The organism is Kitasatospora sp. NPDC091207 (genome assembly GCF_044768625.1).
Classification (GTDB): domain Bacteria; phylum Actinomycetota; class Actinomycetes; order Streptomycetales; family Streptomycetaceae; genus Kitasatospora.
The window spans coordinates 1-24,424 of record NZ_JBIVVS010000015.1; the positions used below are offsets into that span (position 1 = coordinate 1).

Here is a 24,424-nt window from a genome sequence, read left to right on the forward strand (position 1 = left end):
GCGTTCTGCGCGTTGTACTTCGCGGTGTCCATCCGGTAGGGCAGCATCATCCCGCCGTCGGCGCGGCCGGCGTCGGGCTGGCGGAACACGTCGGTGCCGTCGGGGAACCGCAGCGCCTGCTTGTCGCCGAAGCCGCGGACGCCGTTCAGGGTGCCGAAGTAGTGGTCGAAGCTGCGGTTCTCCTGCATCAGCACCACGACGTGCTTGACGTCCGCGATGCTGCCGGTGGGACGGTCGGCGGCAGGAGCCGCGCTCGCGGACGCGGCCGGCAGGCCGACCACGGCGGCGGCGCCGGCGGCCGCGGTGGCGCCGACGAAGGAACGACGGGAGAGATCGGACATGGCGAACTGGCCTCTCGGGGCAGGGGGGAGAGCGCGGGGCGGAGCGGGGCGGGAGGCCGTCAGAGCTGGAAGGTGGCGACGGCGGCGGCGCTGTCGGAGGGCCACTGGTTGGCGGCGACGGCGGCCGGGTCGGTGCCGGTGGCGGGCCAGTCGGCGACCAGGGTGTGGGCCTCGACCAGCTTCAGCGGACCGGAGTACAGCACATAGTCGATCCGGTCCTGCGGCTCCGGCCTGCTGCCGCGCTGCTTGCGGACCGGCGACCAGGTGGCGCCGGGCGCCTTGACCGGGTTCCGGTTCTCCTCACGGAAGCTGTCGGTCAGTCCGGCGCCCTGGAGGGCCACGGTGACCGGCCAGTCGAGCGGGCCGAGGCCGCTGTGCTGGCCGGCGGTGGCCGCCGTCCAGTCCAGATGGGACGGCGAGGCGAGCGCCCCGGCCAGGATCACCGGGGTGCGCCCGGCCGCGTCGGCCCGGACGGCGGTGGCGAGGGCCTTGGCCTGCTGGAGGCGGACGGAGGCGTTCTCGGTGGCCGTGATCTGCGCGGCGCTCCGGCCGTCCTGGGCGGCGTACGGGCCGTAGTCCGCCTCGTCCAGGTGAGCGGCCCAGACGCGGACGCTCCGGCCCCCGGGGAGCTGGACGGTGACCCCGGCGGCGGGCAGCGCGGCCGTGGTGGCCGTGACGGCGGTGAGCGGGTAGCGGCTGAGGACACCGACGCTGCCCGCGCTCTGGTAGGCGTACCAGCCCAGTGCGGTGGCCAGGGTCTGCGCGGCCGAACCGGCGGTCTCCTGCAGCGCCAGCACGTCCAGGCCCTGGGTGAGCACCACCCGCAGCTGCTTCTCCAACGCGTCGGTGAACCCGGCACCCGCGTTGGCGAGGTTCCAGCTCGCCACCTTCAGCCGCAGCGGCCCGGCCGGCTCGACCACCGGGATCTGCACGGTGACGGTGTCGGTGGCGCCCGCGCTGTCCTTGACGCCGACGACGACCACCTCGGGGTTCTTCGGCGCGGGGGCGGGCGCGGTTCCGGTGAGCGTGCCGTCGGGGGCGACGGAGGCCCAGGCCGGGCCGCTCACCTTGCGGAAGACGGCGGTACCCGCCGGGTTGCCGGCCGGCCGGGACCAGAGCCCGCCGAGCTTGACGGAGACGGCGCCGCCGGGCGCCACGGCCGCGGTGGTCAGCGCGTCGACGGCGCTGTGCGGACGGACCACGGCCGGCTTCGGCCGGAAGGTGAACGGCACCGACTGCGCCAGGACGCCGTAGCCGTCCTTGGCGAGCAGATAGGCGGTGTACGGGCCGCCGGTGAGCGCCGAGGTGTCGAGCTGCACGTCACCGGCGGCGGCCGCGGTGTACTTCCAGACCAGCGAACTGCCGGTACCGGGCTGGCGGGTGCCGTCGTAGACGCCGACCCAGTTCTTGGCGTCGGGGGCGTCGGTGCTCCAGTGGAAGGTGAGCCTGTCGCCTTCGAGCGGGTTGGCGGATGAGCTGAGCGTCAGGGCGCTGCCTGCGGCCACGGTGGTCCTGTCCGCCGCGCTCGGGAGACCGGTCCGCCGGGGGGCGCGGCCGGGTCCGTCCACGGCTGGTCACGGAGATGAGGGGAGGGAGCCGGCAGTTGGCTGTACAACTGCGGGCGGCCCCCATTCATCCCAAGGTCGGCGACCGTGACGTGAACGACGCATGACGCGATGTCGGGCGGTACGGGAACTCCGGCCCGGACCGGCGGCCGGGTCGGTGCCCCTCAGGGGGCGCGCCGACCCGGTCGGACGGCCGGCCGGTCAGGCCACCCGGGGGCCGCCCGGGGCAGCACCCGGAGGCGCGGTCGGGGGCCCCTCGTGGGCCGATTCGACGAAGTCCTTGAAGTCGTGGAGGTCGTCGATGACCTGACGGTCGAGGAAGCCGAGCGCCTCCCCGACCCGCTCCAGCAGGCCCTGCGGCTCGACATCCAGCTGCAGCATGATCCGCGTGCGCTCGGCTCCGAGACGGTGGAAGGTCACCACGCCCGCCTGCCGGACCTCACCCGCCACCGCGGCCCAGGCCACCCGCTCGTCCGGCACCACCTCGGTCGTCCTGGCGTCGAACTCGCGGTGCGCCCCCGCCACACCGACCACCCAGTGGGTCAGCTCCCGGCCGCGCCGCTCGATGCTGACCACACCGCGCATGAAGAGCGGGAACTCCTCGACCTTGCGCCACTGTTCGTACGCCACCGCGAGCGGCACGTCGACCAGGACCGACTCCTCGATCTGTGTCATCACGTTTCCCTTCTCCGTCGAGGTCCTGCCGGCCGGACAGGGCCGAGTACCGACCACCGGGCGGGCGGCCGGTCGCCGGGCGCCTGCCCCGACCGCGCCCGGGTATGCCCGGGCCCGGACGATCCGTCAGGACGTCACCCGTCCGGCCCCCGGCGGGCCGGGGAGGCGCCGGACGGGTGTGGACGGCGGGACCGGCGGGCAGACGGAGCCCCGCCGCTGGGGCGCGCCCCAGCGGGAACCACCAGCAGAAGGGATCCGCACCGTGGGGTGGAGCCTCGTCCGCCTGATCGTCGTCGCCGTGGCGGCCGCCGTCGCCGCGTACGCCCTGAACCGGCTCTCGGAAGCCGTCGCACGGTTCCTCGCCGCGCGCGGGCGCACCGGCACCACACCGTCGCTGCTGCGCGGCTGCCGGCCGCCGCTGCTGGCCGCCACCGCCTGCGGGCTGATGCTCACCGGGGAGCCGTGGGCCCGCGCCGCGCCGGCCGTGCACGGCGCCGTCCGGCACCTGCTGGTGCTCGCGACCATCGCCGCCTGCGCCTGGCTGGCCGCCCGGCTGGTCGCCCTGCTGACGAGCGGCGCGATGCAGCTGGCCGACCGGCGCCGCGACCCGGCCCGGGCCGGCCGGGCCCGGACCCAGGCGGGCCTGCTCGGCCGGATCTGCCAGGCCGCCGTCGCCGTGGTCGCGCTGGGGGCGATGCTCATGACGTTCCCCGCCGTCCGGGGGCTGGGGACCAGCCTGCTCGCCTCCGCCGGACTGGTCGGCGTGGTGGCCGGGATCGCGGCCCAGAGCACGCTCGCCAATCTGTTCGCCGGCATCCAGATGGCCTTCGGCGATCTGATCCGGATCGGCGACGTCGTGGTGGTCGCCGGCGAGTGGGGGACGGTCGAGGAGATCACCCTCACCTCGGTGGTGATCGCCACCTGGGACCAGCGCCGGCTGGTGATGCCGATGTCCTACTTCGCCGGCCGCCCCTTCGAGAACTGGTCGCGCCGCACCAGCAAGATCACCGGAACGGCGCTGTTCCACCTGGACCACCGCACGCCGATGCCCGAGCTGCGGGCGGAGTTCGAGGCGTTCCTGGCCAAGAGCTCGCTGTGGGACGGCGAGGGCAGCGCCCTCCAGGTGGTCGACACCACACCGACCACCATCGTGGTGCGCGCCCTGATGACCGCGCCCGACGCCGACGCCGCGTTCGCGCTGCGCTGCCAGGTCCGCGAACACCTCGTCGGCTACCTGTGCGAGGCCCACCCGCACGCCCTGCCCCGGCTGCCGGTCGCCCCCGCCGCGGGGCAGGACGCCGCGCACCCATAGGATTCGTCACAGTTTCTTCACAGGAACACCACACATCGAAGGGGCATCGGCCCGGTGATCCCGGGTACAGGGGGACGGACCGTCGCGGAACCGATGAAAGGACCGACATGGCTCCGTCCAGTGATGCTCTCCTCGCCCCGGCACACCCCTCCGTCCCGGGCCAGGCCCGGCCGAGCGCCGTACAGCCGGGGACCGCGACCTTGCCCGCCGCCCCCGGAACGCCCGCCCCGCACGGTCTGTCCGGTCTGTCCGGTCTGTCCGGTCTGTCCGGTCTGTCCGGTCAAGCCGAGACCGCGGAGGCCACGGAGACCGAGGAGACCGAGGAGACCGCCGAACTCCCGGAGATCGCCGAGCCGAGCGAGGTCTCTCCGGCGGACGCCCGCGCACTGACCCGGACCCTGCTGGCCCGCCTCGACCAACTGGAAGAGGGCACCCGGGAGTACTCCTACGTCCGGGCCACGCTGATCGAACTGAACATCTCCCTGGTCCGCTACGCCGCCCGGCGCTTCAGCTCCAGCCGCGAGCCGCAGGAGGACCTCGTCCAGGCGGGCGTGGTCGGCCTGATCAAGGCGATCGACCGCTTCGACCCCCGGCACGGCGTGGAGTTCACCACCTTCGCGGTGCCGACCGTGCTCGGGGAGATCCGCCGCCACTTCCGCGACACCACCTGGGCCGTGCACGTACCGCGCCGGCTCCAGGAGCTGCGGCTGACGCTGGCCAGGGCCCAGGAGCAGCTCACCCAGCGGCTCGACCGGGCGCCGACCGTCGCCGAGCTGGCCGCACACCTGTCGCTCACCCCCGAGGAGGTGGCCGAGGGGCTGGCCGCCGCCAACGGCCACACCGTGGGATCGCTCGATCTGGGCTCCGACTCCCCGGACGACGCCCGGAGCGCCCTGGCCGACCGGCTCGGCCGGGAGGACGGGCGGCTGGAGAAGGTGGAGAGCCTCGTCTCGCTGAAGCCGCTGATCGCCGCCCTCCCCGACCGCGACCGGCTCATCCTCTCGATGCGCTTCACCGAGGAGCTCACACAGTCCGAGATCGGCGCCCGGCTGGGCGTCTCCCAGATGCACGTCTCCAGGCTGCTCAACCGGATCCTCCGCCGGCTCCGCGCCGCTCTGGACGAGGACTGACCGACCGCCCCCGGCGGCCGGGGCGTCAGCCCTCCTGCGGAGGGTGCGCCTTGGCCGCGGGCTTTCCCCCGCGTATGGTCGAAGAGCACTCTCTGGAGGGGAAAGACAACCACGATGCCAGTCGAGGACGAGCAGTACCGGAGCGCGGCGGCCGCGAGCACCCTGCCGTACGCGCTGACCGTGGAGATACGGCGCACCGACGCCGAGGCAGCGGTCTGCGCGGTGGCGGGTGATCTCGACATCGACAGCCTCTCCCCCGCCGAGAAGGCGCTGACCTCCCTGGTCGAGCAGCGCACACCCCTGGTCGTGGTCGATCTGGAGGGCGTCGGGTTCTGCGACTCCTCGGGGCTCAACCTCCTGTTGAAGACCCGCCTGGCCGCCTCCGCCGCAGGCGTGGAGTTCCGCCTCGCCGCCGTCGCCGCCCCGGTCGCCCGGGTGCTGGAGCTGACCGGCGCCGGTGCGGTGTTCTCCATCCACGATTCGGTCGGCGCGGCGCTCGTCCGTTGAGCGACCGTGCGCTCCGGCTCGCGCCGCCCGGCTGTGACCACGGGCGGGCAGTCGGACAACCGTCACAGGAATAACCCGGCGCAGCCCGGGAATCCGATCGGACGATGTGCCACAGCAACCGCACGAAGGGGTGAACCGCATATGACGAGGGGCCGGGGCACCCTGGACGACAACCGGTCCGGCGCCACACTGCCGGAGGCCGGGCAACGCCGGCGGCTGCGGCTGGCCGACCTGCCCAAGCCGGTGGCCCGCTCCCGCGCCTTCACCCGGCAGGCGCTCGCCGACTGGTCGTGGCTGACCCCGGCGAGCGGCGCGGACCCGGACGTGGCCGACGATGTGGTGCTGCTCGTCGCGGAGCTGGTGGCGAACGCGATGATGCACGGCGGCGGGCCGCTCGAACTGGTGCTGGACGCGTCCGCGGACCGGCTCCGGGTCGAGGTGAGCGACGGCGAGTCCGCGCTCCCCGAACCCCGCCTGCCGCACCTGCCCGGTCTGCCGGGCGGCCACGGCCTGTTCATCATCCAGCGGGCCGCCGACCGCTGGGGCGCCGAGCGCCACGAGCAGGGCAAGGCGGTCTGGGTGGAGATCGACGTCCGCCGGCTCGCTCCGGGGCGTTGACCCGTTGATCCGGGGTGTTGACCCGGGGCGTTGATCCGGGGCGTTGATCCGTTGATCCGTTGATCCGGGGCACTGACCTCGCTGCACCGACCTCGGGTCCCGGCTCCGGGCGTCGGCCCGAGTGCCGACCGGCTCACCGGACGCGGGCGCGGCCCGGGCGGTTTCTCCGCCCGGGCCGCAATGTTCGCGCCGGAGCCGGCTCAGCCGGCCTCTCCCACCAGACCGGCCACCGTGTCGGGCCAGCGGACCAGCCGGTGCTCCGCGCCCGGAGCGACCTCGTCGTACGTCCGGCGGAGGAAGTGCACGAGATCCCGGGAGGGCAGCACCAGCACCGCGCAGCCCTCGTCCCCGTGGAACTCGACGGAGACCACCCCGGGAGCCCACGGCCTGACCCGCAGATCCCCCAGACCGGACGGTTTGCGCAGGCCCTCGCCGAACAACTCCCGCGCGGCCGTCCAGGACAACGAACTCTCCAGTCCGAGCGAGGCGTTGGCCCCGAAACCGAGCGACAGCGCGAACGGGTCGGCCGGGTCGTAGCGCAGCCCCATCAGCACCGGCCGGGGCTCCGGGCCGACGAGACAGGCCTCGATGACGTCCTCGACGATCTGGGGCACCGTACGTCCCCCCTCTCTTGGCGACAGTGGTGCCCGCCCGGCTACCCCCATTCGCGGGGGACATGCGCGGTCGGAGCGGCCGGAACACCCCGGACAGGCAGAGTTGACGTTCCGTCAGAGCAGTGCGCGCGGACCGCCGGCCGGGCGGCTCAGTCGAGGCCCCGGGCGTGGCGGAGGCGGACGGAGATCGCCTCGGGCTCGACGATCGGCGCCGGATAGCCGGCCGGCGCCCGGTCCAGCCGCCACGGCCGGTGCGCGGAGCGACCCGGGAGGTCGGCCAACTCGGGTACCCAGCGCCGGACGTAGGCGCCGTCCGGGTCGAGCCGGTCCGCCTGGACGAGCGGGTTGAGCACCCGATTGGGGCGGGTGTCCGTGCCGGTCCCGGCCACCCACTGCCAGTTGAGCTGGTTGTTCGCCACGTCGCCGTCGACCAGCAGCCGCAGGAAGTGGCGGGCGCCCGTCCGCCAGTCCTTGTACAGGGTCTTGGTCAGGAACGAGGCCGTCACCAGCCGGGCCCGGTTGTGCATCCAGCCCTCGTGGGCGAGTTGACGCATACCCGCGTCCACCAGCGGAAAGCCGGTACGACCCTGGCGCCAGGCCTCGGACTCGGCGTCGTCGGGGAGCCAGTTGTCGCCCTTGGACCGGTAGTCGCTACGGGCCGCCTCCGGGCGGGCGGCGAGCACCTGGTGGTGGAAGTCCCGCCAGGCCAACTGCCGGACGAACGCCTCCGCACCGCTGCCTCCGCGCCGTTCGGCGGACGCCACCAGCTCGCCGGCGGAGACACAGCCGAAGTGCAGGTACGGCGACAGGCGTGACGTACCGTCGGCGGCGAGGTCGTCGTGCAGCGCGTCGTAGTGCTCCAGGGCATAGCCCTGCCAGAGCTTGCGGCCCGGACCCTCGCCGCCCGCCGGCAGCCCCGGCGAGTCCGGGGTGACGGCGGGCACGGGCTCGCCGGCGACACCCTCGGGTGTGCGCAGCGCCCGCGGCGCGCGCTGCACCGTCCGGCGCGGAGCACGCTGCCAGGCACGGAAGTACGGGGTGAAGACGGCGTAGTGGTCCTTACCGGCCGGGGTGACGGCGCCGGGCACGGCCACGGTCAGCACGCCGTCGTGGACGCGCAGGCGGGTGCCGAGGAGTTCGCGCAGGGCCTGCTCCCGGCGATGCGCGAAGGCGCTCACACCGGCGGCGACGTGGACCGACACGGCGTCCACCTCGGCGGCCAGCCGGGCGGTCTCGGCGGCGGTCGCACCCCGGCGCAGCACCAGCCGGCCGCCCAGGGGGCGCAGCGCGCCGTCGAGGTCGGTGAGGCAGTCGGCGAGGAAGGCCATCCGGTTGGGCGCGGCGAAGCCGGCGGCGGCGATGTCCTGGTCGAGGACGAAGAGCGGGACGACCTCGTCGGCGGACTCGGCGGCGGCCCGGAGCACGGGGTTGTCGTGCAGGCGCAGATCCTGGGTGAGCAGGGCGATGGAGACGGTCATCAGTGGAGGCCCGGTGGTCGTGGTGGTGGATGTGGAGGGGTTCGGCGGGTCGGTGGGTGGGTGGGTCGGTGGGTGGGCGGTCGGGTGGGAGCGGTCGGCGGGCGGGGGCGGCCGCTCGCGGCGACCGTCCCCGGCAGGACAGGTGAGCCTCCCACTCCGGCGCTCGGCACGGGGGCACGGCGCGCCGGACGGAAAGGACGCGGCCCGGCCGGAGTCGGGGGTCTCCTCCGACCGGGTCCGCCCGGGTCTTCGGAACCGACGGGGCGATCGGATTGGCCGGACATCCCGGGACGGTGAACTTGCCCGCCGACCGGGACCGGTCCCTACCCCCCGGGGGGGGCCACCGTCAGCGGTCGGGGTGCCACTCCACCAGCATGATCGTGGCGTCGTCGGACAGCCGGTGGTCCTGGCGCTCCAGCAGCGCGTGGACCAGCCGCCGGAGGGCCTCCGGGGCGGCCTCCCCGGCCGCCGCGGCCCGGACGATCATGTCCGTCAGCCGGGCCTCGCCGAACAGCTCTCCGGTGGCGGAGCGCGCTTCGGTGACGCCGTCGGTGTGGATGAGCACGCGGTCCCCCGGCTCCAGCCGGACCTCGTGGACGGTGGTGGACACCCGCTCGTAGCCGGCCAGCCCGAGCGGGAGTTCGGGGGCCCGTTCGAGTGCGGCCGGCATCACCTGCCGACCGCGGATCAGCAGCGGTGCCGGGTGCCCGCGGTTCACCCAGGCCAGCCGGCCGTCCGAGGTGTCCAGTTCGGCGAAGATGCCGGTCAGCAGGCGTTCCGGGAACCACTGGTCCAGCTCCCGGTCGATCACGGTGGCGATGTCCACGAGTCCGCCGCCGGCCCGGCGGACGGCCCGACAGGCCGCGATCGCCAACGCCGACGACCCGCCCGAGGCGAGGTCGTGACCCATCGCGTCGACGACGACGATCCGCAGCCGGTCCCCGCTGAAGCTGTGGTCGAACGCGTCCCCGCCGATCTCGTAGGCGGGCTCCAGCACCGCCGTCGACGTCACGTGCCGGGTGCCGACCGTGCGCGGCGGCATGAAGGCCCAGGCCAGCTCAGCCTGGAGGGTCATCGGAACGACACGCACGGTGTCGACCAGATCATCCACGTAGGACAGCTTGGCCACCACGATCAGCGCGGCCAGTGCGGCGAGCGTCAGACAGTCCTCGACGTCGACGCTCCGGCCCGGGGGCACGTCGAGGCGGAGCACGCCGATCCGCTCGGCACCGTCGACCATCGGCAGCCACAGCACCCGGCCGGGCCCGGCCTCGGCCGGCGTGGACTGCGCCGTTCCCGTGCGGTACGCCCGGCCCGCCGGGCTCCCCTCCAGCGGGAGCGCCCCGCGCTCGGGCCTTCCGACGGCCGAGGGGTCCGGGCGCCGGTGCGGACCGGGGTCGGTCGGCACGTCGGCGTCGGCGCTCGGCCCGCCGGGAGCGCCTGGGTCGCCGACGCCGCCGGTCGCCGGCGGCTCCAACGGCGCGAGTTGCACCTGTCGCACATCGGCCAGCAGGACCACCGCGTCGGTGAGCCCCATCGCGCGGGCCGCCGCACGGACGGCAGCCGCGAGCTCACCGGGCCCGATCCGGTGGGAGGCCTTGAGCAGGCCTGTCACCGCCCGGCCGAAACCGACGTCGTCCATGGCCACCACCTTCCGCCGTGACCATTCTCCCGCCGGCCGCCCGGGTCCGGTCGGACCGAGAACGACGGTGCCGGCCCAGGACCACGTGCTGCACCAGGGCGACGTGGGCCCCCAGGGCGACGCCGGCCCGGGGCGACGGCGGCCGGTCGGGCCGACGTGCACGGCGGCCGGCCGGCGGCCGGTCCGCCCGACGTCAGGCGAGGGCCAGGAAAAGCTTCTCCAGCTCCGCCTCACTCATCGGCGGCGCATCCCCGTCGGCGGCGGCCATGCACTGACGCATGCCACTGGCCACGATCTTGAACCCGGCCCGGTCCAGGGCCCGGGAGACGGCCGCCAACTGGGTGACGACGTCCTTGCAGTCCCGCCCCGCCTCAATCATCGCGATCACACCGGCCAGTTGCCCCTGGGCCCGGCGGAGCCGGTTCAGAACGGCACCGACCGCTTCCTCGTCCACCTGCATCTCAGAACTGCCTTCCGCTGTCGCGACCCGACCCCCAGCGTACCCCGTGGGGTATAGCGGCCGGTGGGCCCGACGGCCGGTGCAGGCGCAGCGGCTGGGGCCGGCACAGCAGCGGGAGCCTCAGCGCCTGGCCAGTCGGCGCTCACCGCCGGCACCGGGGGCGTAGGCGAGTTCGTAGTGCGCGAAGACCGCCGGTTCGTCCTCGGCGGGCAGGATGTCGTCCGTCCCGATCGAGGGCGCCTGCTTGACCACGCCCTTGGCGAACGCCACCCGCACGTACCCGGGCCCGACCACGGCACCGTCGAGCGGGACGAACACCAGCCGCCGCCGGGACGGCAGGCCCACCGTGACAGTGGCGAAGAACGGCAGGTCACTGGCCGTCTCCACGTACACCGACTCCAGCGTGCCGATCCGGTGGTCCTTCTCGTCGACCACGGCGTGGCCGCGCCACTCCCTGATGTCAGCCGTTCCGATCACCACAGCCTCCCGCTGTCGCCGGTTCCGTCGTCGGACGCCCGGGATCTCCATCCTGCGCCGGGAGGGGCCGGGCCGCCCGACGGGGCGGGACGGCCGGGCCGACTCGTGGTCGACCCGCTGGACGAAGGTCTTCGCCACCGACCGGGACGGGGCTCGCGCGGGCGGGGACGGTGGGCGTCTGCCCGTCCCGAGCCGTCCGAACCGGAATGCGGCGCGACGGAATCCCGGAGGGCGCGGTCGCCCGACCTGCGCGGCGCGGCCCTGCGGGAGACGCCGGCGCCCGCGTCACTCGCGGGCGCCACCGCCCGGTGCGGGTCCGGTCCGCGACCGGGGCAGGCGGGCCGTCCCGGCGGACTCGTCGACCCGGCGTCCGCCCCCTTCGCACCGGTGACCGAAGGCGCCCCCACGCGCCCCCGGCCACCGGAGTCCACTGCGGCGGCCACGCCCCGACCGGGCGTGCCCGGCGTCGGCCCGCGGGCGGGAGAGTGAGGACGCGCCCTAGATCTCCATGGACATGTACACCGCGCGCTTGCCGTAGCCCGCCGGGACGGCGACCTCACGGTGGGTGCGGTAGCCCAGGATGGCGAGCAGGATGTCGCTGCGCCGGACCGCCACCATCGAGATCCGTTCGAACCCCTGCCGCTCCGCCTGCTCCCGGATGTGGCGGATGAACCGCAGCGCCACGTCCTTGCCGCGCAGGTCCTCGGCGATCACGAAGTCGTGGACGTGCAGGTTCCGCGAATCGAAGTCGGCCTCCTCCACCTGGCCCAGGTCCGGGCAGTGGTAGAGCGGGTAGGGCAGGCTCAGCAGGTAGCCGCGGACCTTCCCGCCGTGCTCCAGCACGAAGCAGGTGCCGGGCGAGGACCGTCCCCTGGCCTGTAGCGCCTCCCGCCCCTCGGACAGGTTGTCCGCCGCGTAGGCGTCGAACTCCAGCGCCACGACGGCATCCCAGTCGCTGTCGGCCAGCAGCCGGAAGCTGATGTCCTCGGTCATCTACTCGGCCCCTTCGCCGGCGGTGGCGGCCTCGCGGACGGCGGTGCGCGGCCGCGGGTCGGGCCACTCGTCGGCGGCATGCGCGTGCGTCGCGAACGTCGACGCGTCGGAGATGTCCAGGATCACCGGGCGCGCCTCTCGCAGTGCCCCGCGGCGGGCGCCGCCTCCTCGCCGATCGCCGAAATCGTCTCGGCGCGGGCCCGGTTGACGGGCAGGGCCCGACAGGTTCTGCGCATGCCAGCTCTCCGTTCGGTCGTCAAAGGTCGTGCTGTCCACGGGAGTCGGTACCGGATTCCCGCCCGACCGGCCGGCGCGCGCGGCGGCCGAGCAGTCGGGAGGTCCTGCGTCGGCCCATCGCCGACCGGCATCCCGTTTCCAGTCACTCCAAGAATCGAATTCCACTGCGACCGAGTCGATCGGCCACTCCCCCGGGGCGCTCGACCCCGAACAGGCCCGCCGGCGCCGACGGCGGACCCCGGCACCGGCCCGATCGACGACGCCACGCGCGCCGCCAGGTCGGTCGGGGGGTGCCGAGAGCATGCTCGGCCACCGGTGGACCACACTCCGGGACTACCCATAACTCGCCATGAGAGAGAGGTAGTTGAAGCCTTCAGCAGGGGATCCCGCCAAGGGCTTCCCCGCCTCGCCGAGCTGGCGTTCCCCTACGGTGGACTAGACCAACTTGCGGTGTCAACCGAGGTGTTCGGAAGGCCCGGAGCCACCGGAGCACGCTGCCCGATCGGGCAGCGTCCGCTGCCCTCCGGAGGCCACCCGACCCCCTCCTCGGGCCCGGGCCCGGTAGCGACGGTGGATCTTGAGACCTGGACGATCAGGCTCATGGCGCGAGGAGATCTCACGGAGGAACAGTGCCGATGGTGCAGCCGCCGCTTCCGCAAGGGGTGGTGGTAGGGCGGCCGCCGCGTCGTCTCGGGTCAGGCGCCGGGGGGCCGCTTCCCCCGGGAACCGTCCGTCGCCATCGGGAGGTTGCGCAGCGTCAGCGCAGCCGGCGGAGGCAGCGGTTCGTTGGCCGGGTCGGCGCGGAACGACTGGAGCAGATAGGCCACCAGGCGCCGGGACGCCGCAGCGTCGTCCGGCAGGGCGGTCACCAGAGCGCAGTGTGCCAACAGGACAACGGCGAGGTCGGACGGGTGGAAATCGGCCCGCAGCGCGCCCGACGCCTGCGCCCTGCGGACCAGGGTCGTGAAGTCCCGCTCGGCCCGTCGCCGGGACTGCGCGTGCTCCGACGTGCTGTCCGGGAAGGCCGTGACGAACGCGGCCGGGAACCCGCGCTCCTTCCGCTGCAGAGCGCAGATCGTCTCGACCAGCCGCTGGAACCCCTGCCAGGGGTCGGGGGCGGCCAGCGCCTCGGTGAGCGCCCGCGCGCAGGTCTCCATCTGCCGCGCGAACGCGCCCCGCACCAGAGCGTCCCGGGTCGGGAAATGCCGGTACAGCGTCGCCACGCCGACCCCGGCCCGACGGGCCACGGTCGCCATCGGGGCGTCGATGCCGTGCTCCGCGAAGACCGCACGGGCGGCGACGAGGACGCGTTCCCGGTTGCGCCGGGCGTCCGCCCGCACCCCGTCCCGGGCTGTGATCCGAGAGGATTCCGCCATCACTGTCTCTCGCTTCCGGTCCACACGGACGAGGGTGTCCGCTTCAGAGCTTACGGTCGACGCCAGACCCCCGAACGCCCCCGGCGGCAAAGGCAGAACGATGAACCATCGCATGATGAAGGCAGTGCTCTACGACCGCTACGGCGGCCCCGACGTGCTCTACACCGGCCGCGTGCCACGCCCCGAACCGGCCCGCGGCGAGGTGCTGGTGAAGGTGCGCGCGTTCAGCGTCAACGGCGGCGAACTGGCAGTCCGCGCCGGCCGTCTCCGCCTCCTGAGCGGCCGGACGTTCCCCAAGCGCGTCGGCCTGGACTTCACCGGTGAGGTCGCCGCGCTGGGTGCCGGAGTCGCACGGTTCGCGGCCGGCGACCGCGTGTGGGGCGTCCTGAGCCGTACCTCCGGGTTCGGCAGCGCCGCCGAGTACGTGACCGTGCCCGCCGAGCGGGTCGGCCGGCTCCCCGACGGCCTCGACCCGGTGGACGCGGCCGCGCTGCCGGTGGCCACCACGGCCGTCACCGCGTTACGGGACAAGGTCGGGCTGCGCCCCGGCGAGCGACTCCTCGTCCGGGGCGCGGCAGGCGGTGTCGGCAACGCCGCCGTCCAGCTCGGACGGGCGTACGGTGCCGAGGTCACGGCCCTCGCCCGCGCAGCCAACCTCGACTTCGTCCGCGGGCTCGGCGCGCACCGGGCAGTCGACCACCGGAGCGTGCGGCCGGCGGAACTGGGCCGCTTCGACGTGGTCCTGGACACCGCGGGGACCGACCTGCGGGCCTTCCGGCGCCTGCTGAATCCCGGCGGGCGGATGGTCACCATCGCCTTCGACCCGGAGCGGCCCGCCACGTCGCTCGGCTACCTCGCGGCCGGCACGGTCCACGGACCCAGCCGGGTGCGCTTCTTCAGCGGCAACCCCACGCGGGCGGACTTCGACGAGCTCGCCCGCCATGTGGTCGAGGGCAGGCTGATCCCCGCGGTGGACACGGTCTTCCCCCTGGAGGAGACAGCGGCGGCGCACCGGGCGCTGGAGGCGGGCGGCGTCCAGGGCAAGTACGTGGTCAGGGTGGCGTAGGACGTCCGTGGAGGTGCTGAGCACTCGACGTTCGCCCTCGCCGGGATGCCCTGAAGACGGTTCCGCTCACCGGGTGAAATGATCGCGCGCCCAGCTGGAGACGCCACCGAGTCTGGCTGCCGCGGTCTCGGCATCACCTGTCCGGGTGGGCTGGTCGACCTCGGGGTCGTAGCCTTCGAGGCCGCTCTCATCCTCGATGATCCGGGCCACGTGATACGCCTCGGCCATGATCGGTAGCGCGGCCTGCCCCGGATAGCGGTAGGGGATCTCGATGGAGGCCGAGTGTCCCGCGAAGTCCACCCGCAGATAGCCGGCAGGCCCATCGCGCCACAGGGTCAGGCTGTAGAGGTACTCCTCGGACGCGATCGGACCCACCTCCAGTGATATCCGCCGCGTAAGTCTGTCCCAAGCCGCGCGCTGGTCGCCGGTCAGGTTCACGGGCTCGGGCTCGGCGTCCGGATCGTGGGCGGAGTTGAACTCCTCCATGGTCTCGTCGAAGGTGCGGCCAGGCTGCACCCGCAGGAACAGGAGGTCGTAGGTCACCGTCCGCAGCCTACGGCCGCATGCCCACGGGTTGCCCCGTCATTCCTGACGGGCCGGCGGCGGGGACGTGTCGGCGGGGCCCGAGACGTGCGGGAACATGCCGCTCCCCGGGGTCCGTTCCGGGGTGTGTCCGCGGTGGGGACGGGGCGCGCCGTCCCCACCACCGCGACCTCGGGCGGCTCAGCCGCGCTTGACGGCGACGCCGCCGTACATCGCGATGTCCTGGTCGCGCACCGGCGCGGCATCCGCGTCCGGCCGCCAGTGGTGGACCAGGCTCACACCCGGGTCGAGCAGGTCGTAGCCGTCGAAGAAGGCGAGCGTCTCCGCCTTGTCCCGGATCTGCAGGGGGATGCCCCGCGCGTTGTACTCCCGGCCCACGCCGCCCACGCCCACCGGGTCGGTGTCCCCCGTGAAGACCGTCAGGGCCAGGAAGCTCCCCGGCGCCAGCCGGTCCATGAACCGACGCACGATGCCCTGCGGATCGTCCTGGTCGAGGACGAAGTGCACGATCGCGATCAGGGAGAGCGCCACCGGCTGCGACAGGTCCAGCACCTCGCGCAGCTGCGGGGCGCCCATGATCGAGTCGACGTCGCGGAAGTCGGCGTCGATGTAGGACGTCCGGCCCTCCTCAGTGCTCGACATCAGGGCGCGGGCGTGGGTCAGCACGATCGGGTCGTTGTCGACGTAGGCGACGCGCGCCTCCGGAGCGATGCCCTGCGCGATCTCGTGCACGTTGGGTGAGGTCGGGATCCCGGTGCCGATGTCCAGGAACTGGCGGACCTTGTGTTCCTCGGCGAGGTGGCGGACCACGCGCTGCATGAAGGTGCGGGTGGTGCGCATCGAGATCGGCAGGGCCGGCCAGGCCTTCACGGAGGCATGGGCCGCCGTCCGGTCCGCCTCGAAGTTGGTCTTGCCACCGATGAGGTAGTCGTACACCCGGGCCGAGTGCGGGACGTCCATCCGCAGGTCCACCCCCGGCCAGCGCCCGTCCTGCCGATTCCCCGACATCCACCCCATGCCTGACATCCTCGCCCCTTCCGCTCCCCGCTCACCAGGGAAAGCAGCTCCGGCCGCCCTGGTGGCGGGCCATGGTGCGCATGGTAACGGTCCCGGTGGAACGCCGAGGTTGCCGGGGTCCGCACAGCATTCGACCGGCGCGGGGCCAACACCCCTCGGCCGAACACGCGGTGGTACCCCGTCAGCCCAGCCCCGTCAGCCCAGCCCGGTCAGCGCCAGCCCGGCCACCCCGGCAACGGGCGGGGCACGGGGGGCTCAGCGGGGTGGGCTCAGCGGGGCGGGCGGGCCGCCGGGACCAGCCCCGACTGATAGGCGATGGCGACCAGTTGGGCCCGGTCGCGGGCGTCGAGCTTGGACATCGCCCGGTGGACATGCGTCCGTATGGTGAACGGGCTGACGAACATCCGCTCGGCGATCTCCTCGTTGGTCAGACCGGTGGCGGCCATCGCCATCACCTCGCGCTCCCGGGCGGTGAGCGCCGACAGCCGCTCGGGGTCGCCCGCCCCGGCGCCCGCCGGCCCGGGCTGGGCGAGGAACTGGTCGATCACCGCGCGGGTGGCCGCGGGCGAGAGCAGGGCGTCCCCGGCGGCCACCGTGCGCAGGGCGGCGAGCAGTTCCTTCGGGTCGGCGCCCTTGCCCAGAAAGCCGCCGGCGCCCGCCCGCAGGGCCTGGGCGACGTACTCGTCGATCTCGAAGGTGGTGAGGATGAGCACCCGGGTGCCGGTGAGCTCCTCGTCGGCGCAGATCGCGGCCGTCGCGGAGAGCCCGTCCACACCGGGCATCCGGATGTCCATCAGCACGACGTCGGGCCGGGTGGCGCGGGCGAGCTCCACCGCCTCGCGGCCGTCGGCGGCCTCCCCCACCACCTCCATGTCCTCGGCCGCGTCGATGAGCACCCGGAAGGCGCCGCGCAGCAGCGCCTGGTCGTCGGCGAGCAGTACCCGAATGGTCATGCGTGGTCCTTGTCGTCTCGGGCGGCGGTACGCAGGGGCAGTTCGGCGGAGACCAGGAAGCCCCCGCCGGGCCGGCGGTCGGCCGAGAGCCGGCCGCCGACGGCACCGGCGCGCTCGCGCATGCCGATGAGCCCGTAACCGGCGGTACCGGTCACGGCCGGGGCGAGGCCGGGCCTGCCCGGCACCTGCCCGGACCGGGCCGGGGTGGCGTTCGCGACGGTGAGCGCGACCCGGCTGCCGGAGTACGCGAGCGTGATGTCGGCTCCGGCGCCCCGGGCGTGCTTGGCCACATTGGTCAGGGATTCCTGGACGATGCGGTACGCCGTCAGGTCCACGCCCGGGGAGAGCGGCCGCGGCTCGCCCTCGACGGCGAGCCGCACCGGCAGTCCGGCACGTTCGAAGGAGTGGATCAGGTCGGGCAGTTGCCCGAGCCCGGGGGCCGGCTCCAGCGGCGCCTCGGGGTCGTCGGCGCGGCGCAGCAGCCCGACGGTGGCCTTGAGCTCCTGCAGTGCGGAGCCGGTCGCGTCGGTGAGATGGCTGAGCATCTCGCGGGCCTCGGCGGGGTGGGTGTCCATCAGGTGGACGGCGATGCCGGCCTGGGCGTTGGCCAGGGCGATGTGGTGGGCGACGACGTCGTGCAGGTCGCGGGCGATCCGGATCCGCTCGTCGGCGACCCGGCGGCGGGCCTCCTCCTCGCGGGTGCGCTCGGCCCGTTCGGCGCGCTCCTCGATCGCGGCCAGGTGGGCGCGTCGGTTGCGGATCGAGTCGCCGACGGCGCCGGGCAGGACGACCCAGGTCACGACGCCGATCCGCTCGGCCAGCGGCGCGTGGGAGTCGATGACCAGGGTGGTGGCGGTGAGCACGACCGCCGAGACGGCCGTGGCGACGCGGGCGGTGAGCCGGTCGGTGCGCACCGCGAGGAGGTAGAGCGCGACCAGGAGCGGCAGGACCACGGTAGGTGTCGGCTTGACCGCGATCAGCTCGAGCAGCGTTCCGCAGCCGAGCGTCACCGCGGCCACCGTGCGCGGGTAGCGCCGGTGGGCGAACAGCGCGGCGCTGGAGACGGCCGCCAGGGCCAGCCGCGCGGGCTCGGGGCGGCCGTAGTGGCCGGCCCCGTCGAGCGTGGTGCCGACGGCGGTCAGCAGAAGCAGGGTGAGTCCGCCCGCCGCGTCCACCAGACGGGGGTGGCGGCGGGCTCGGCGCCGCAGCCAGCTGTCGGTCATCTCGTGCTCTCCGGATCCGGGGTGCGGTGGCGGTGCCCCCGGCCGGGGTTCTGCCCTGTGCGATGGCCGCCCCCGCCGGGTGGCGGGGGCGGGCGGGTCGGGGGCCATCGGCACGGACACCGTGGCCCCCGACCAGGAGGAACGAATCAGACGCCCACGAAGTGCCTGGCCGGCTCCGGCTCCGGCGCGGGGGTCTGCAGCCGGGCGCCCTCGACGTCGATGTCGGGCAGCATCCGGTCCAGCGGGCGCGGCAGCCACCACGCCCTGCGGCCCAGCAGCGCCAGGGCGGCCGGGATGATGGCCATCCGGACCACGAAGGCGTCGAAGGCGACGGCCGCGGCGAGGCCGAGCCCCATCATCTTGACCATCGGCTCGGCCATGCCGATGAAGCCCGCGAAGACGCTGATCATGATGAACGCGGCGGCCGTGACGACCCGGGCGTTGTGCCGGAAGCCGGTGACGACGGCCTCGCCCGGCTCCTCCCCGTGGACGTAGGCCTCGCGTATCCGGGTGACCAGGAAGACCTCGTAGTCCATCGCCAGGCCGAAGACCACCCCGACCATGAAGATCGGCATCACGCTCATCACCGGGCCGGTCTGCTCCACCCCGATCAGGTTGGCGAGCCAGCCCCACTGGAAGACCGCGACGACGGCGCCGAGGGCGGCGGCCACCGAGAGCAGGAAGCCGAGCGCCGCCTTGAGCGGCACCAGGACGGAGCGGAAGACCACCAGCAGGAGGACGACCGCCAGGCCGACCACGACGGCGAGGTAGGGCACCAGCGCGTCGCTGAGCTTCTGCGAGACGTCGATGTTCATCGCGGTGGCGCCGCTCACCAGGACGGTGGCGCCGGTGGCGGACTTCAGGCCCGCCGAGCGGTCCCGGATGGCGTGGACGAGCTGCTGGGTCTCGGCGGCGCTCGGCCCGGTGGACGGCACCGCGTTGATCAGCGCCGTGTCACCGGCCTTGTTGAACACCGCCGGTGACACCGACACCACACCCGGCAGGCCGGCCACCTCCTTGCCGACCCGCTCGGCGGCGGCCTTCGGGTCGGCCGCTCCCTTCGCGTCCACCAGGACGGTCAGCGGCCCGTTGAAGCCGGGGCCGAAGCCCTCGGACAGGTGGTCGTAGGCGCGCCGCTGGGTGGTGGAGGTCGGCTGGGACTCCTCGCCCGGCAGACCGAGCCGCAGGTCGAGCGCGGGCAGGGCGAAGATGCCGAGGCCGACGACGCCGGCCAGCAGCACCGCCACCGGGCGGCGCAGCACCAGCCGGGCCCAGCGGGTGCCGCCGTTGGCCGGCTGCTCCCCGACAGGTTCGGCGGGGACGGCGGGGACGGCGGCCAGGACCGCGGGGCTCCCGGGGCGGGCGGCGCCCTCGGCGGCGACCGGACCGGCCGGCGACCGGCGGGAACGGAACCGGCGGGCGGCGGCCCGCCGGGCGCGGCGCGGCAGCACCCGGCCACCGAGGAATCCGAGCAGGGCCGGGACGAGGGTGAGGGCGACCAGGACCGCGATCACGACCGTACCGGCGGCCGCCATGCCCATCTTGGCGAGGATCGGGATGCCCACCACGGAGAGCCCGGCCAGCGCGATCACGACGGTGAGCCCGGCGAACACCACCGCGGAGCCGGCCGTGCCGACCGCCCGGCCCGCGGCCTCCCGCGGCTCGTGGCCCTCCAGGAGTTCGGCGCGGTAGCGGGACACGATGAAGACGGCGTAGTCGATCCCGACCGCGAGGCCGAGCATCATCGCGAGCGTGCTGGTCGTGGTGGAGAGGCCGAGGGTGCTGCCGAGCGCGGTGATGGCCGCGATGCCGAGGCCGACGCCGACCAGCGCGGTGAGCAGCGGCAGCCCGGCGGCGGCCAGCGAGCCGAAGGTGATCACCAGGACGACCGCGGAGATCGCCATGCCGATGGCCTCCGACGTGCCACCGGCCTCCCCGCCGCCCATCAGGGCGGAGCCCCCGATCTCGACCGTGAGACCGGCGTCCCGCCCGTGCTGCGCCGCCTGCTGGAGCGCGTCCGTGGCGGCCGTGCTCAGCGAGCCGGGCTTCGCGTCGTAGCTGACCGTCGCGTAGGCGGTCGAGCCGTCCTTGGAGACGGCGCCCGCCTGGAACGGGCTGACCGCACCGGTGACCTGCTCACCGTGGGCGATCTCGGCGACCGTCCGTTCCACGGCCTGCTGGTTGGTGCCGGCGGTGATCTTCTGCCCGGAGGGGGCGACGAAGACCAGTCGGGCCGAGGCCCCCTCGGCGGTGCTGCCGGGGAAGCGCTCGTCCATCAGGTCGAAGGCCTGCTGTGCTTCCGTGCCCGGCATCGCGAAGCCGTCGTCGGGTGCCGTCGGTGCCTTGGCGGCCAGGACTCCGGCGGTCGCCAGCAGGGCGACCCAGAGCAAGGTCATCAAGCGGCGCCGGAGGAAGGCCCATCGGCCCAGGCGGTACAGGAATGTGGCCACGGAAGAGCAGACTCCTTCGGATGACGTTCACAGGTACGGGCCGGGGCTCCGGGCCGCGGTACGGCCCGGAGTGCCCGGAGCATGGCCATCCTCGATCGGCGGGGGCCACCGCGTCGTCATCGCTGTGCAGGCACTTCGCGTAGTCCGTGCGCAGTAGCGCGCCACCCGAACGGCGTACGTCCGGCCTGCGCGCGGAGCAGGTGCCGGGCCTCCCGCCGCTCCCCGCCCGGTCACCCGGGCGGGCGGTGACGACGGGCCGGGAGCGGGCGGGCGAAGTAGCGTGATGTGCCTGGCCCGACCGTTCTGTCCGGTCCGACCGGAATCGACCCGTTCGACGATCTGTTCATCCCGCTGCCGGAGGTGGCCACATGGGCGTTCCAGCCGCTCGTATCGTGTTCGACGAGAGCGACCGTACGGCCGTCGCCGACGCGGTGACGGAGATCCTCGCCACCGGTGCGCTGACCCTCGGCCCGTGGACCGAGCGGTTCGAACAGGCCTTCGCGGCCGAGCACGGTGCCTCGCACGCCGTCGCCGTCGCCAGCGGCACGGCCGCGCTGGAGATCGTCCTGCGCACCGTCGACGTCCGCGACCGTGACGTGGTCCTCCCCGCGGTGACCTTCTACGCGACCGCCGCCGCCGTGGTGCACGCGGGCGGTCGCCCCGTCATCGCCGACGTGGACCCGGCGACCTTCGCGCTCTCCCCCGACACGCTGGAGGCCGCCCTCACCCCGGAGACCGCCGCCGTGGTGCTGGTGCACATCGGCGGCCTGATCACCCCCGAGGTGGACGACCTGCGCGCGGTCTGCGACCGCCGGGGCATCCCGCTGATCGAGGACGCCGCCCACGCGCACGGCAGCAGCTACGGCGGGCGGGCGGCCGGGTCGTTCGGCCTGGCCGGCGCCTTCTCGTTCTACCCGACCAAGGTCACCACCAGCGGCGAGGGCGGCATGATCCTCACCGAGTCGCCCGAGCTGCGCGACGAGGCGCGGATCCACCGGGACCAGGGCAAGGGCTCCTTCACCACCAACCACCACATCCGGTCCGGCGCCTCCTGGCGGCTGAGCGAGCTGAACGCCGTCGTCGGCACGGTGCACCTGCGCCGGCTCAAGGAGTTCGTGGAGACCCGGCGGCGGGTGGCCCAGCGGTACGACACCGCGCTCGCCGGGCTCGACGGCCTCCGGCCCACGGTCGAGCCGGTCGGCTGCCGCAGCAACTACTACAAGTACGTCGCCCTGCTGCCGGCGGGCGTCGACCGCGCCGCGTTCAAGCGGGCGGTGGCCGAGGAGTACGGGGTGCGGCTCTCCGGCGAGGTGTACGACCTGCCGCTGCACCTCCAGCCGGTGCTGGCCCCGTACCGGCGCGGGCCGCTGCCGGTGGCCGAGGACCTCTGCGCGCGGCAGATCTGCCTGCCGGTGCACTCCGACATGACCGAGGACGAGACCGACCAGGTGATCGAGGCGGTCTCCGCCGTCCACCGCCGGCTCGCCGGATGACCACGACGATCCGGATCACCCGGACGACCAGGACCACCCGGATCACCCGGACGACCGGGATGACCGGGACGACCCGCGCCGACCGGCGCGGTCGCAGCACCCCGTACACCAGCACCGCCCAGGGAGTCCCCGCCGACCGGCCGGCCCGCCCGGCCCGGACGGCGCGGGAGAAGGCCGGACAAGGAGAGAGAACGTGCGCGTAGCCGTCACCGGGGGATGCGGATTCATCGGCTCACACGTGGTGGACCGGCTGCTCGCGGCCGGCCACGAGGTGCTCGCGGTGGACACCACCGACAAGTACCTCAACGCCGACGCCGAGCACGCCCGCATCGACATCCTCGACCTGCCCGCCCTCACCGCCGCCCTGGACGGCTGCGAAGTGGTCTTCCACCTCGCCGCCATGGCCGACGTCGAACACGTCGCCGCCGACCCCGTCCGGGCCGTGCGGATCAACATCGACGGCACCGAGAGCGTCCTGGAGGCGGCCCGGCGCAGCGGGCTCAGCCGGACGGTGCTGGCCAGCACCGTCTGGGTCTACGGCGCCGCCCTCACCGACGACCAGTTGGACAGCGGCGAGCAGGAGCTGGACGAGCACGTGCCCATCGAACTGGAGCACAGCGGGCACCTGTACGTGGCCACCAAGCTGGCCGCCGAGATGCTGGTGCACAGCTACCGGGAGCTGTACGGGCAGCACTTCACCATCCTGCGCTACGGCATCCCGTACGGGCCGCGGATGCGGGACGAGCTGGTGGTCGCCCGGTTCGTGCAGGCCGCCCTGGCCGGACGGCCGATCACCATCGCGGGCGACGGCCGTCAGAGCCGCAACTTCGTCTACGTCGAGGACCTCGCGGACGCGCACGTGCGCGCGCTCTCCCCCGCCGCGGAGGACCAGACCTTCGCACTGGAGGGCTCCACCGCCATCTCCGTCCGGGACATCGCCGACACCGTCGACGGGTTGCTCGGCCCGGTCACCATCTCGCACATCGAGGCCCGGACCGCCGACTACGCCGGGCGCCGCATCTCGGCCGCGCAGGCGAAGCGGCTGCTCGGCTGGTCGCCGCAGACCACCTTCGCGGACGGCCTGCGACAGTACGCGCGGTGGTACCGCGACGAGGCCGGCCCCACCGCCGGCGCCTCCTGAGGCGGCGCCCCGGTGCCGCACGCCCTACTGGTCTCCGGCTCGCTCGGACAGGGCCACGACGTGATGGCCCGGGCCTGCGCCGACTCGCTGCGGGCCCGCGGCTGGACCACGGCCACCGTGGACGCGATGGCGCTGCTCGGGCAGCGCGCGGGCGCGGCCGGCGAGGCGGTCTTCCGCCGGCTGCTCGACCTGCCCGGTGTCTACGACGCCTTCCACTTCGCGGCGCTGCGGCCCGGCAGCCGCCCCGCCCTGCTCGCCGACGCCGCGGCGCGGACCCGGCTGGTCCCGGCCCTGCGGGAGCTGGTCACCCGGCAGCGGCCCGAACTGGTGGTGTCGGTGTTCGCCACCGCGACCTCGGCGGTGAACCGGCTGCCCCGGCGGACCGGCGGACCGGCGTTCCGGCACCTGGTGCTCTGCACCGACGTCACACCGCACCGGCTCTGGGTGCAGGAGGGCACCGACCTCTTCCTGGTCACCTCCGAGGTCGCGGCGTGCGCGGTGCGGCGCTACCGGCCGGACGCCGCGATCGCCGTGCTGCCGGCGCCGCTGCGGGAGCCGTTCTACCACCCGCCCACCCGCGCGGCGGCCCGGGGCGACTTCGGTGTGCCGCCGGACGCCCCGTGCGTCCTGCTGATGTCCGGCTCCTGGGGGCTCGGCCCGCTCGCCCGCACGGCGGCCGACCTGGCCGACGCCGGACCGCACGTGCTCGCCGTGGCCGGGCACAACCGCGAGCTGGAACGCCGGCTGCGCCACGCCGCCGGGCGCCGCCCGCGCCTGCACCCGTTCGGCTACACCGACCGGATCCCCGCGCTGATGGCCGCCGCCGACCTGGTGGTGACCAGCTCGGGCGACACCTGCAGCGAGGCCCGGGCGCTCGGCCGCCGGCTGCTCCTGCTGGACGTCGTCCAGGGCCACGGCCGGGACAACCTCCAGCACGAACTGGAGCTGGGCCACGCCGACGTCACCTCCGCCCGTCCGGCCGACGTGGTCCGCACCGCGCTCGCCGCACTGGACCGCCCGGCGCCGCCCCCGTCCGTCGGCGCCTCCCCGGAGGCCTGGCGGACGGGGTTCGCGGCCGCGCTGGCCCGGGTCGGGTTGGCGTAGCCGCCCGCC

The 24,424-nt window shown here is 74.2% G+C and carries 25 protein-coding genes; 9 read left to right on the top strand and 16 right to left on the bottom strand.

Going from position 1 to position 24,424, the window contains the following annotated elements; translation table 11 throughout:
- The 3 genes from ACIQTO_RS23615 to ACIQTO_RS23625 form a co-directional block, all read right to left on the bottom strand.
- Nucleotides 1-341: alkaline phosphatase family protein (locus ACIQTO_RS23615; RefSeq protein ID WP_402391327.1), on the bottom strand; the 341-nt coding region annotated here is incomplete at its 3' end.
- Between the two features lie 59 nt (nt 342-400).
- Nucleotides 401-1,846: an endonuclease/exonuclease/phosphatase family protein gene (locus ACIQTO_RS23620; protein WP_402391330.1), complete on the bottom strand. Its 1,446-nt coding sequence runs from the start codon at nt 1,844-1,846 to the stop codon at nt 401-403.
- A 261-nt stretch (nt 1,847-2,107) separates the two neighbouring features.
- Nucleotides 2,108-2,581, bottom strand: coding sequence for an SRPBCC family protein (locus ACIQTO_RS23625; RefSeq protein ID WP_402391333.1), 474 nt, complete (start codon nt 2,579-2,581; stop codon nt 2,108-2,110).
- A 262-nt stretch (nt 2,582-2,843) separates the two neighbouring features.
- Between ACIQTO_RS23625 and ACIQTO_RS23630 the strand changes: the two genes are divergently transcribed.
- The 4 genes from ACIQTO_RS23630 to ACIQTO_RS23645 all read left to right on the top strand — a co-directional run bounded on the left by ACIQTO_RS23630 (nt 2,844) and on the right by ACIQTO_RS23645 (nt 6,148).
- Nucleotides 2,844-3,893, top strand: coding sequence for a mechanosensitive ion channel family protein (locus ACIQTO_RS23630; protein ID WP_402391335.1), 1,050 nt, complete (start codon nt 2,844-2,846; stop codon nt 3,891-3,893).
- Between the two features lie 107 nt (nt 3,894-4,000).
- Nucleotides 4,001-5,023, top strand: coding sequence for a SigB/SigF/SigG family RNA polymerase sigma factor (locus ACIQTO_RS23635; protein ID WP_402391338.1), 1,023 nt, complete (start codon nt 4,001-4,003; stop codon nt 5,021-5,023).
- Between the two features lie 114 nt (nt 5,024-5,137).
- The gene (locus tag ACIQTO_RS23640; protein ID WP_402391341.1) at nt 5,138-5,530 is read left to right on the top strand and encodes an STAS domain-containing protein; all 393 of its coding nucleotides are present in this window, start codon (nt 5,138-5,140) and stop codon (nt 5,528-5,530) included.
- Between the two features lie 141 nt (nt 5,531-5,671).
- A complete protein-coding gene (locus ACIQTO_RS23645) occupies nt 5,672-6,148 on the top strand; it encodes an ATP-binding protein (protein WP_402391343.1) in 477 nt (158 codons plus the stop codon).
- A 200-nt stretch (nt 6,149-6,348) separates the two neighbouring features.
- Here ACIQTO_RS23645 and ACIQTO_RS23650 read toward each other — a convergent pair whose 3' ends face one another.
- From ACIQTO_RS23650 to ACIQTO_RS23685, 8 genes are all read right to left on the bottom strand, one after another.
- A complete protein-coding gene (locus tag ACIQTO_RS23650; protein WP_402391346.1) occupies nt 6,349-6,762 on the bottom strand; it encodes an SsgA family sporulation/cell division regulator in 414 nt (137 codons plus the stop codon).
- A gap of 149 nt (nt 6,763-6,911) precedes the next feature.
- Nucleotides 6,912-8,240 (bottom strand): cryptochrome/photolyase family protein, encoded by a 1,329-nt coding sequence (locus tag ACIQTO_RS23655; protein WP_402391349.1) that lies wholly within the window; start codon nt 8,238-8,240, stop codon nt 6,912-6,914.
- A 346-nt stretch (nt 8,241-8,586) separates the two neighbouring features.
- The gene (locus tag ACIQTO_RS23660; RefSeq protein WP_402391351.1) at nt 8,587-9,882 is read right to left on the bottom strand and encodes a PP2C family protein-serine/threonine phosphatase; all 1,296 of its coding nucleotides are present in this window, start codon (nt 9,880-9,882) and stop codon (nt 8,587-8,589) included.
- A gap of 193 nt (nt 9,883-10,075) precedes the next feature.
- Entirely contained in the window at nt 10,076-10,342 is a 267-nt protein-coding gene (locus ACIQTO_RS23665; RefSeq protein ID WP_380573425.1) for a metal-sensitive transcriptional regulator, read from the bottom strand.
- 120 nt (nt 10,343-10,462) lie between these two features.
- The gene (locus ACIQTO_RS23670; protein WP_402391355.1) at nt 10,463-10,819 is read right to left on the bottom strand and encodes a PRC-barrel domain-containing protein; all 357 of its coding nucleotides are present in this window, start codon (nt 10,817-10,819) and stop codon (nt 10,463-10,465) included.
- A 498-nt stretch (nt 10,820-11,317) separates the two neighbouring features.
- A complete protein-coding gene (locus ACIQTO_RS23675) occupies nt 11,318-11,812 on the bottom strand; it encodes a GNAT family N-acetyltransferase (RefSeq protein ID WP_402391357.1) in 495 nt (164 codons plus the stop codon).
- The gene (locus ACIQTO_RS23680; RefSeq protein ID WP_402391359.1) at nt 11,813-11,938 is read right to left on the bottom strand and encodes a hypothetical protein; all 126 of its coding nucleotides are present in this window, start codon (nt 11,936-11,938) and stop codon (nt 11,813-11,815) included.
- 806 nt (nt 11,939-12,744) lie between these two features.
- Nucleotides 12,745-13,425: a TetR/AcrR family transcriptional regulator gene (locus ACIQTO_RS23685; RefSeq protein WP_402391362.1), complete on the bottom strand. Its 681-nt coding sequence runs from the start codon at nt 13,423-13,425 to the stop codon at nt 12,745-12,747.
- Between the two features lie 100 nt (nt 13,426-13,525).
- On the opposite strand from ACIQTO_RS23685, the gene ACIQTO_RS23690 reads away from it, so the two are divergent.
- Entirely contained in the window at nt 13,526-14,491 is a 966-nt protein-coding gene (locus ACIQTO_RS23690; RefSeq protein WP_402391365.1) for an NAD(P)-dependent alcohol dehydrogenase, read from the top strand.
- Between the two features lie 66 nt (nt 14,492-14,557).
- Here the strand turns inward: ACIQTO_RS23690 and ACIQTO_RS23695 are convergent, their stop codons facing one another.
- From ACIQTO_RS23695 to ACIQTO_RS23715, 5 genes are all read right to left on the bottom strand, one after another.
- Nucleotides 14,558-15,034 carry a hypothetical protein gene (locus ACIQTO_RS23695; protein WP_402391367.1) on the bottom strand — a complete coding sequence of 159 codons (477 nt, stop codon included), beginning with the start codon at nt 15,032-15,034 and terminating at the stop codon, nt 14,558-14,560.
- A gap of 180 nt (nt 15,035-15,214) precedes the next feature.
- The gene (locus ACIQTO_RS23700; RefSeq protein WP_402391369.1) at nt 15,215-16,060 is read right to left on the bottom strand and encodes an SAM-dependent methyltransferase; all 846 of its coding nucleotides are present in this window, start codon (nt 16,058-16,060) and stop codon (nt 15,215-15,217) included.
- A 260-nt stretch (nt 16,061-16,320) separates the two neighbouring features.
- On the bottom strand, nt 16,321-17,004 hold the full coding sequence (locus ACIQTO_RS23705) for a response regulator (protein ID WP_402391372.1): 684 nt from the start codon (nt 17,002-17,004) through the stop codon (nt 16,321-16,323).
- Nucleotides 17,001-18,227 (bottom strand): sensor histidine kinase, encoded by a 1,227-nt coding sequence (locus tag ACIQTO_RS23710; RefSeq protein WP_402391374.1) that lies wholly within the window; start codon nt 18,225-18,227, stop codon nt 17,001-17,003. The genes ACIQTO_RS23705 and ACIQTO_RS23710 overlap by 4 nt, the downstream gene beginning before the upstream one ends.
- 146 nt (nt 18,228-18,373) lie before the next feature.
- A complete protein-coding gene (locus tag ACIQTO_RS23715; RefSeq protein ID WP_402391376.1) occupies nt 18,374-20,677 on the bottom strand; it encodes an MMPL family transporter in 2,304 nt (767 codons plus the stop codon).
- A 368-nt stretch (nt 20,678-21,045) separates the two neighbouring features.
- On the opposite strand from ACIQTO_RS23715, the gene ACIQTO_RS23720 reads away from it, so the two are divergent.
- Genes ACIQTO_RS23720 through ACIQTO_RS23735 form a run of 4 tightly spaced genes read left to right on the top strand, consistent with a single transcriptional unit; the run spans nt 21,046 to nt 24,415 of the window.
- Nucleotides 21,046-22,170, top strand: coding sequence for a DegT/DnrJ/EryC1/StrS family aminotransferase (locus ACIQTO_RS23720; protein ID WP_402391379.1), 1,125 nt, complete (start codon nt 21,046-21,048; stop codon nt 22,168-22,170).
- Nucleotides 22,167-22,373 (top strand): hypothetical protein, encoded by a 207-nt coding sequence (locus tag ACIQTO_RS23725; protein WP_402391382.1) that lies wholly within the window; start codon nt 22,167-22,169, stop codon nt 22,371-22,373. Before ACIQTO_RS23720 ends, ACIQTO_RS23725 begins: the two co-directional genes overlap by 4 nt.
- On the top strand, nt 22,364-23,311 hold the full coding sequence (locus ACIQTO_RS23730) for an NAD-dependent epimerase/dehydratase family protein (protein WP_402391385.1): 948 nt from the start codon (nt 22,364-22,366) through the stop codon (nt 23,309-23,311). Before ACIQTO_RS23725 ends, ACIQTO_RS23730 begins: the two co-directional genes overlap by 10 nt.
- Nucleotides 23,312-23,323: 12 nt before the next feature.
- Entirely contained in the window at nt 23,324-24,415 is a 1,092-nt protein-coding gene (locus ACIQTO_RS23735) for a hypothetical protein (RefSeq protein ID WP_402391388.1), read from the top strand.
- Nucleotides 24,416-24,424: the final 9 nt, after the last annotated feature.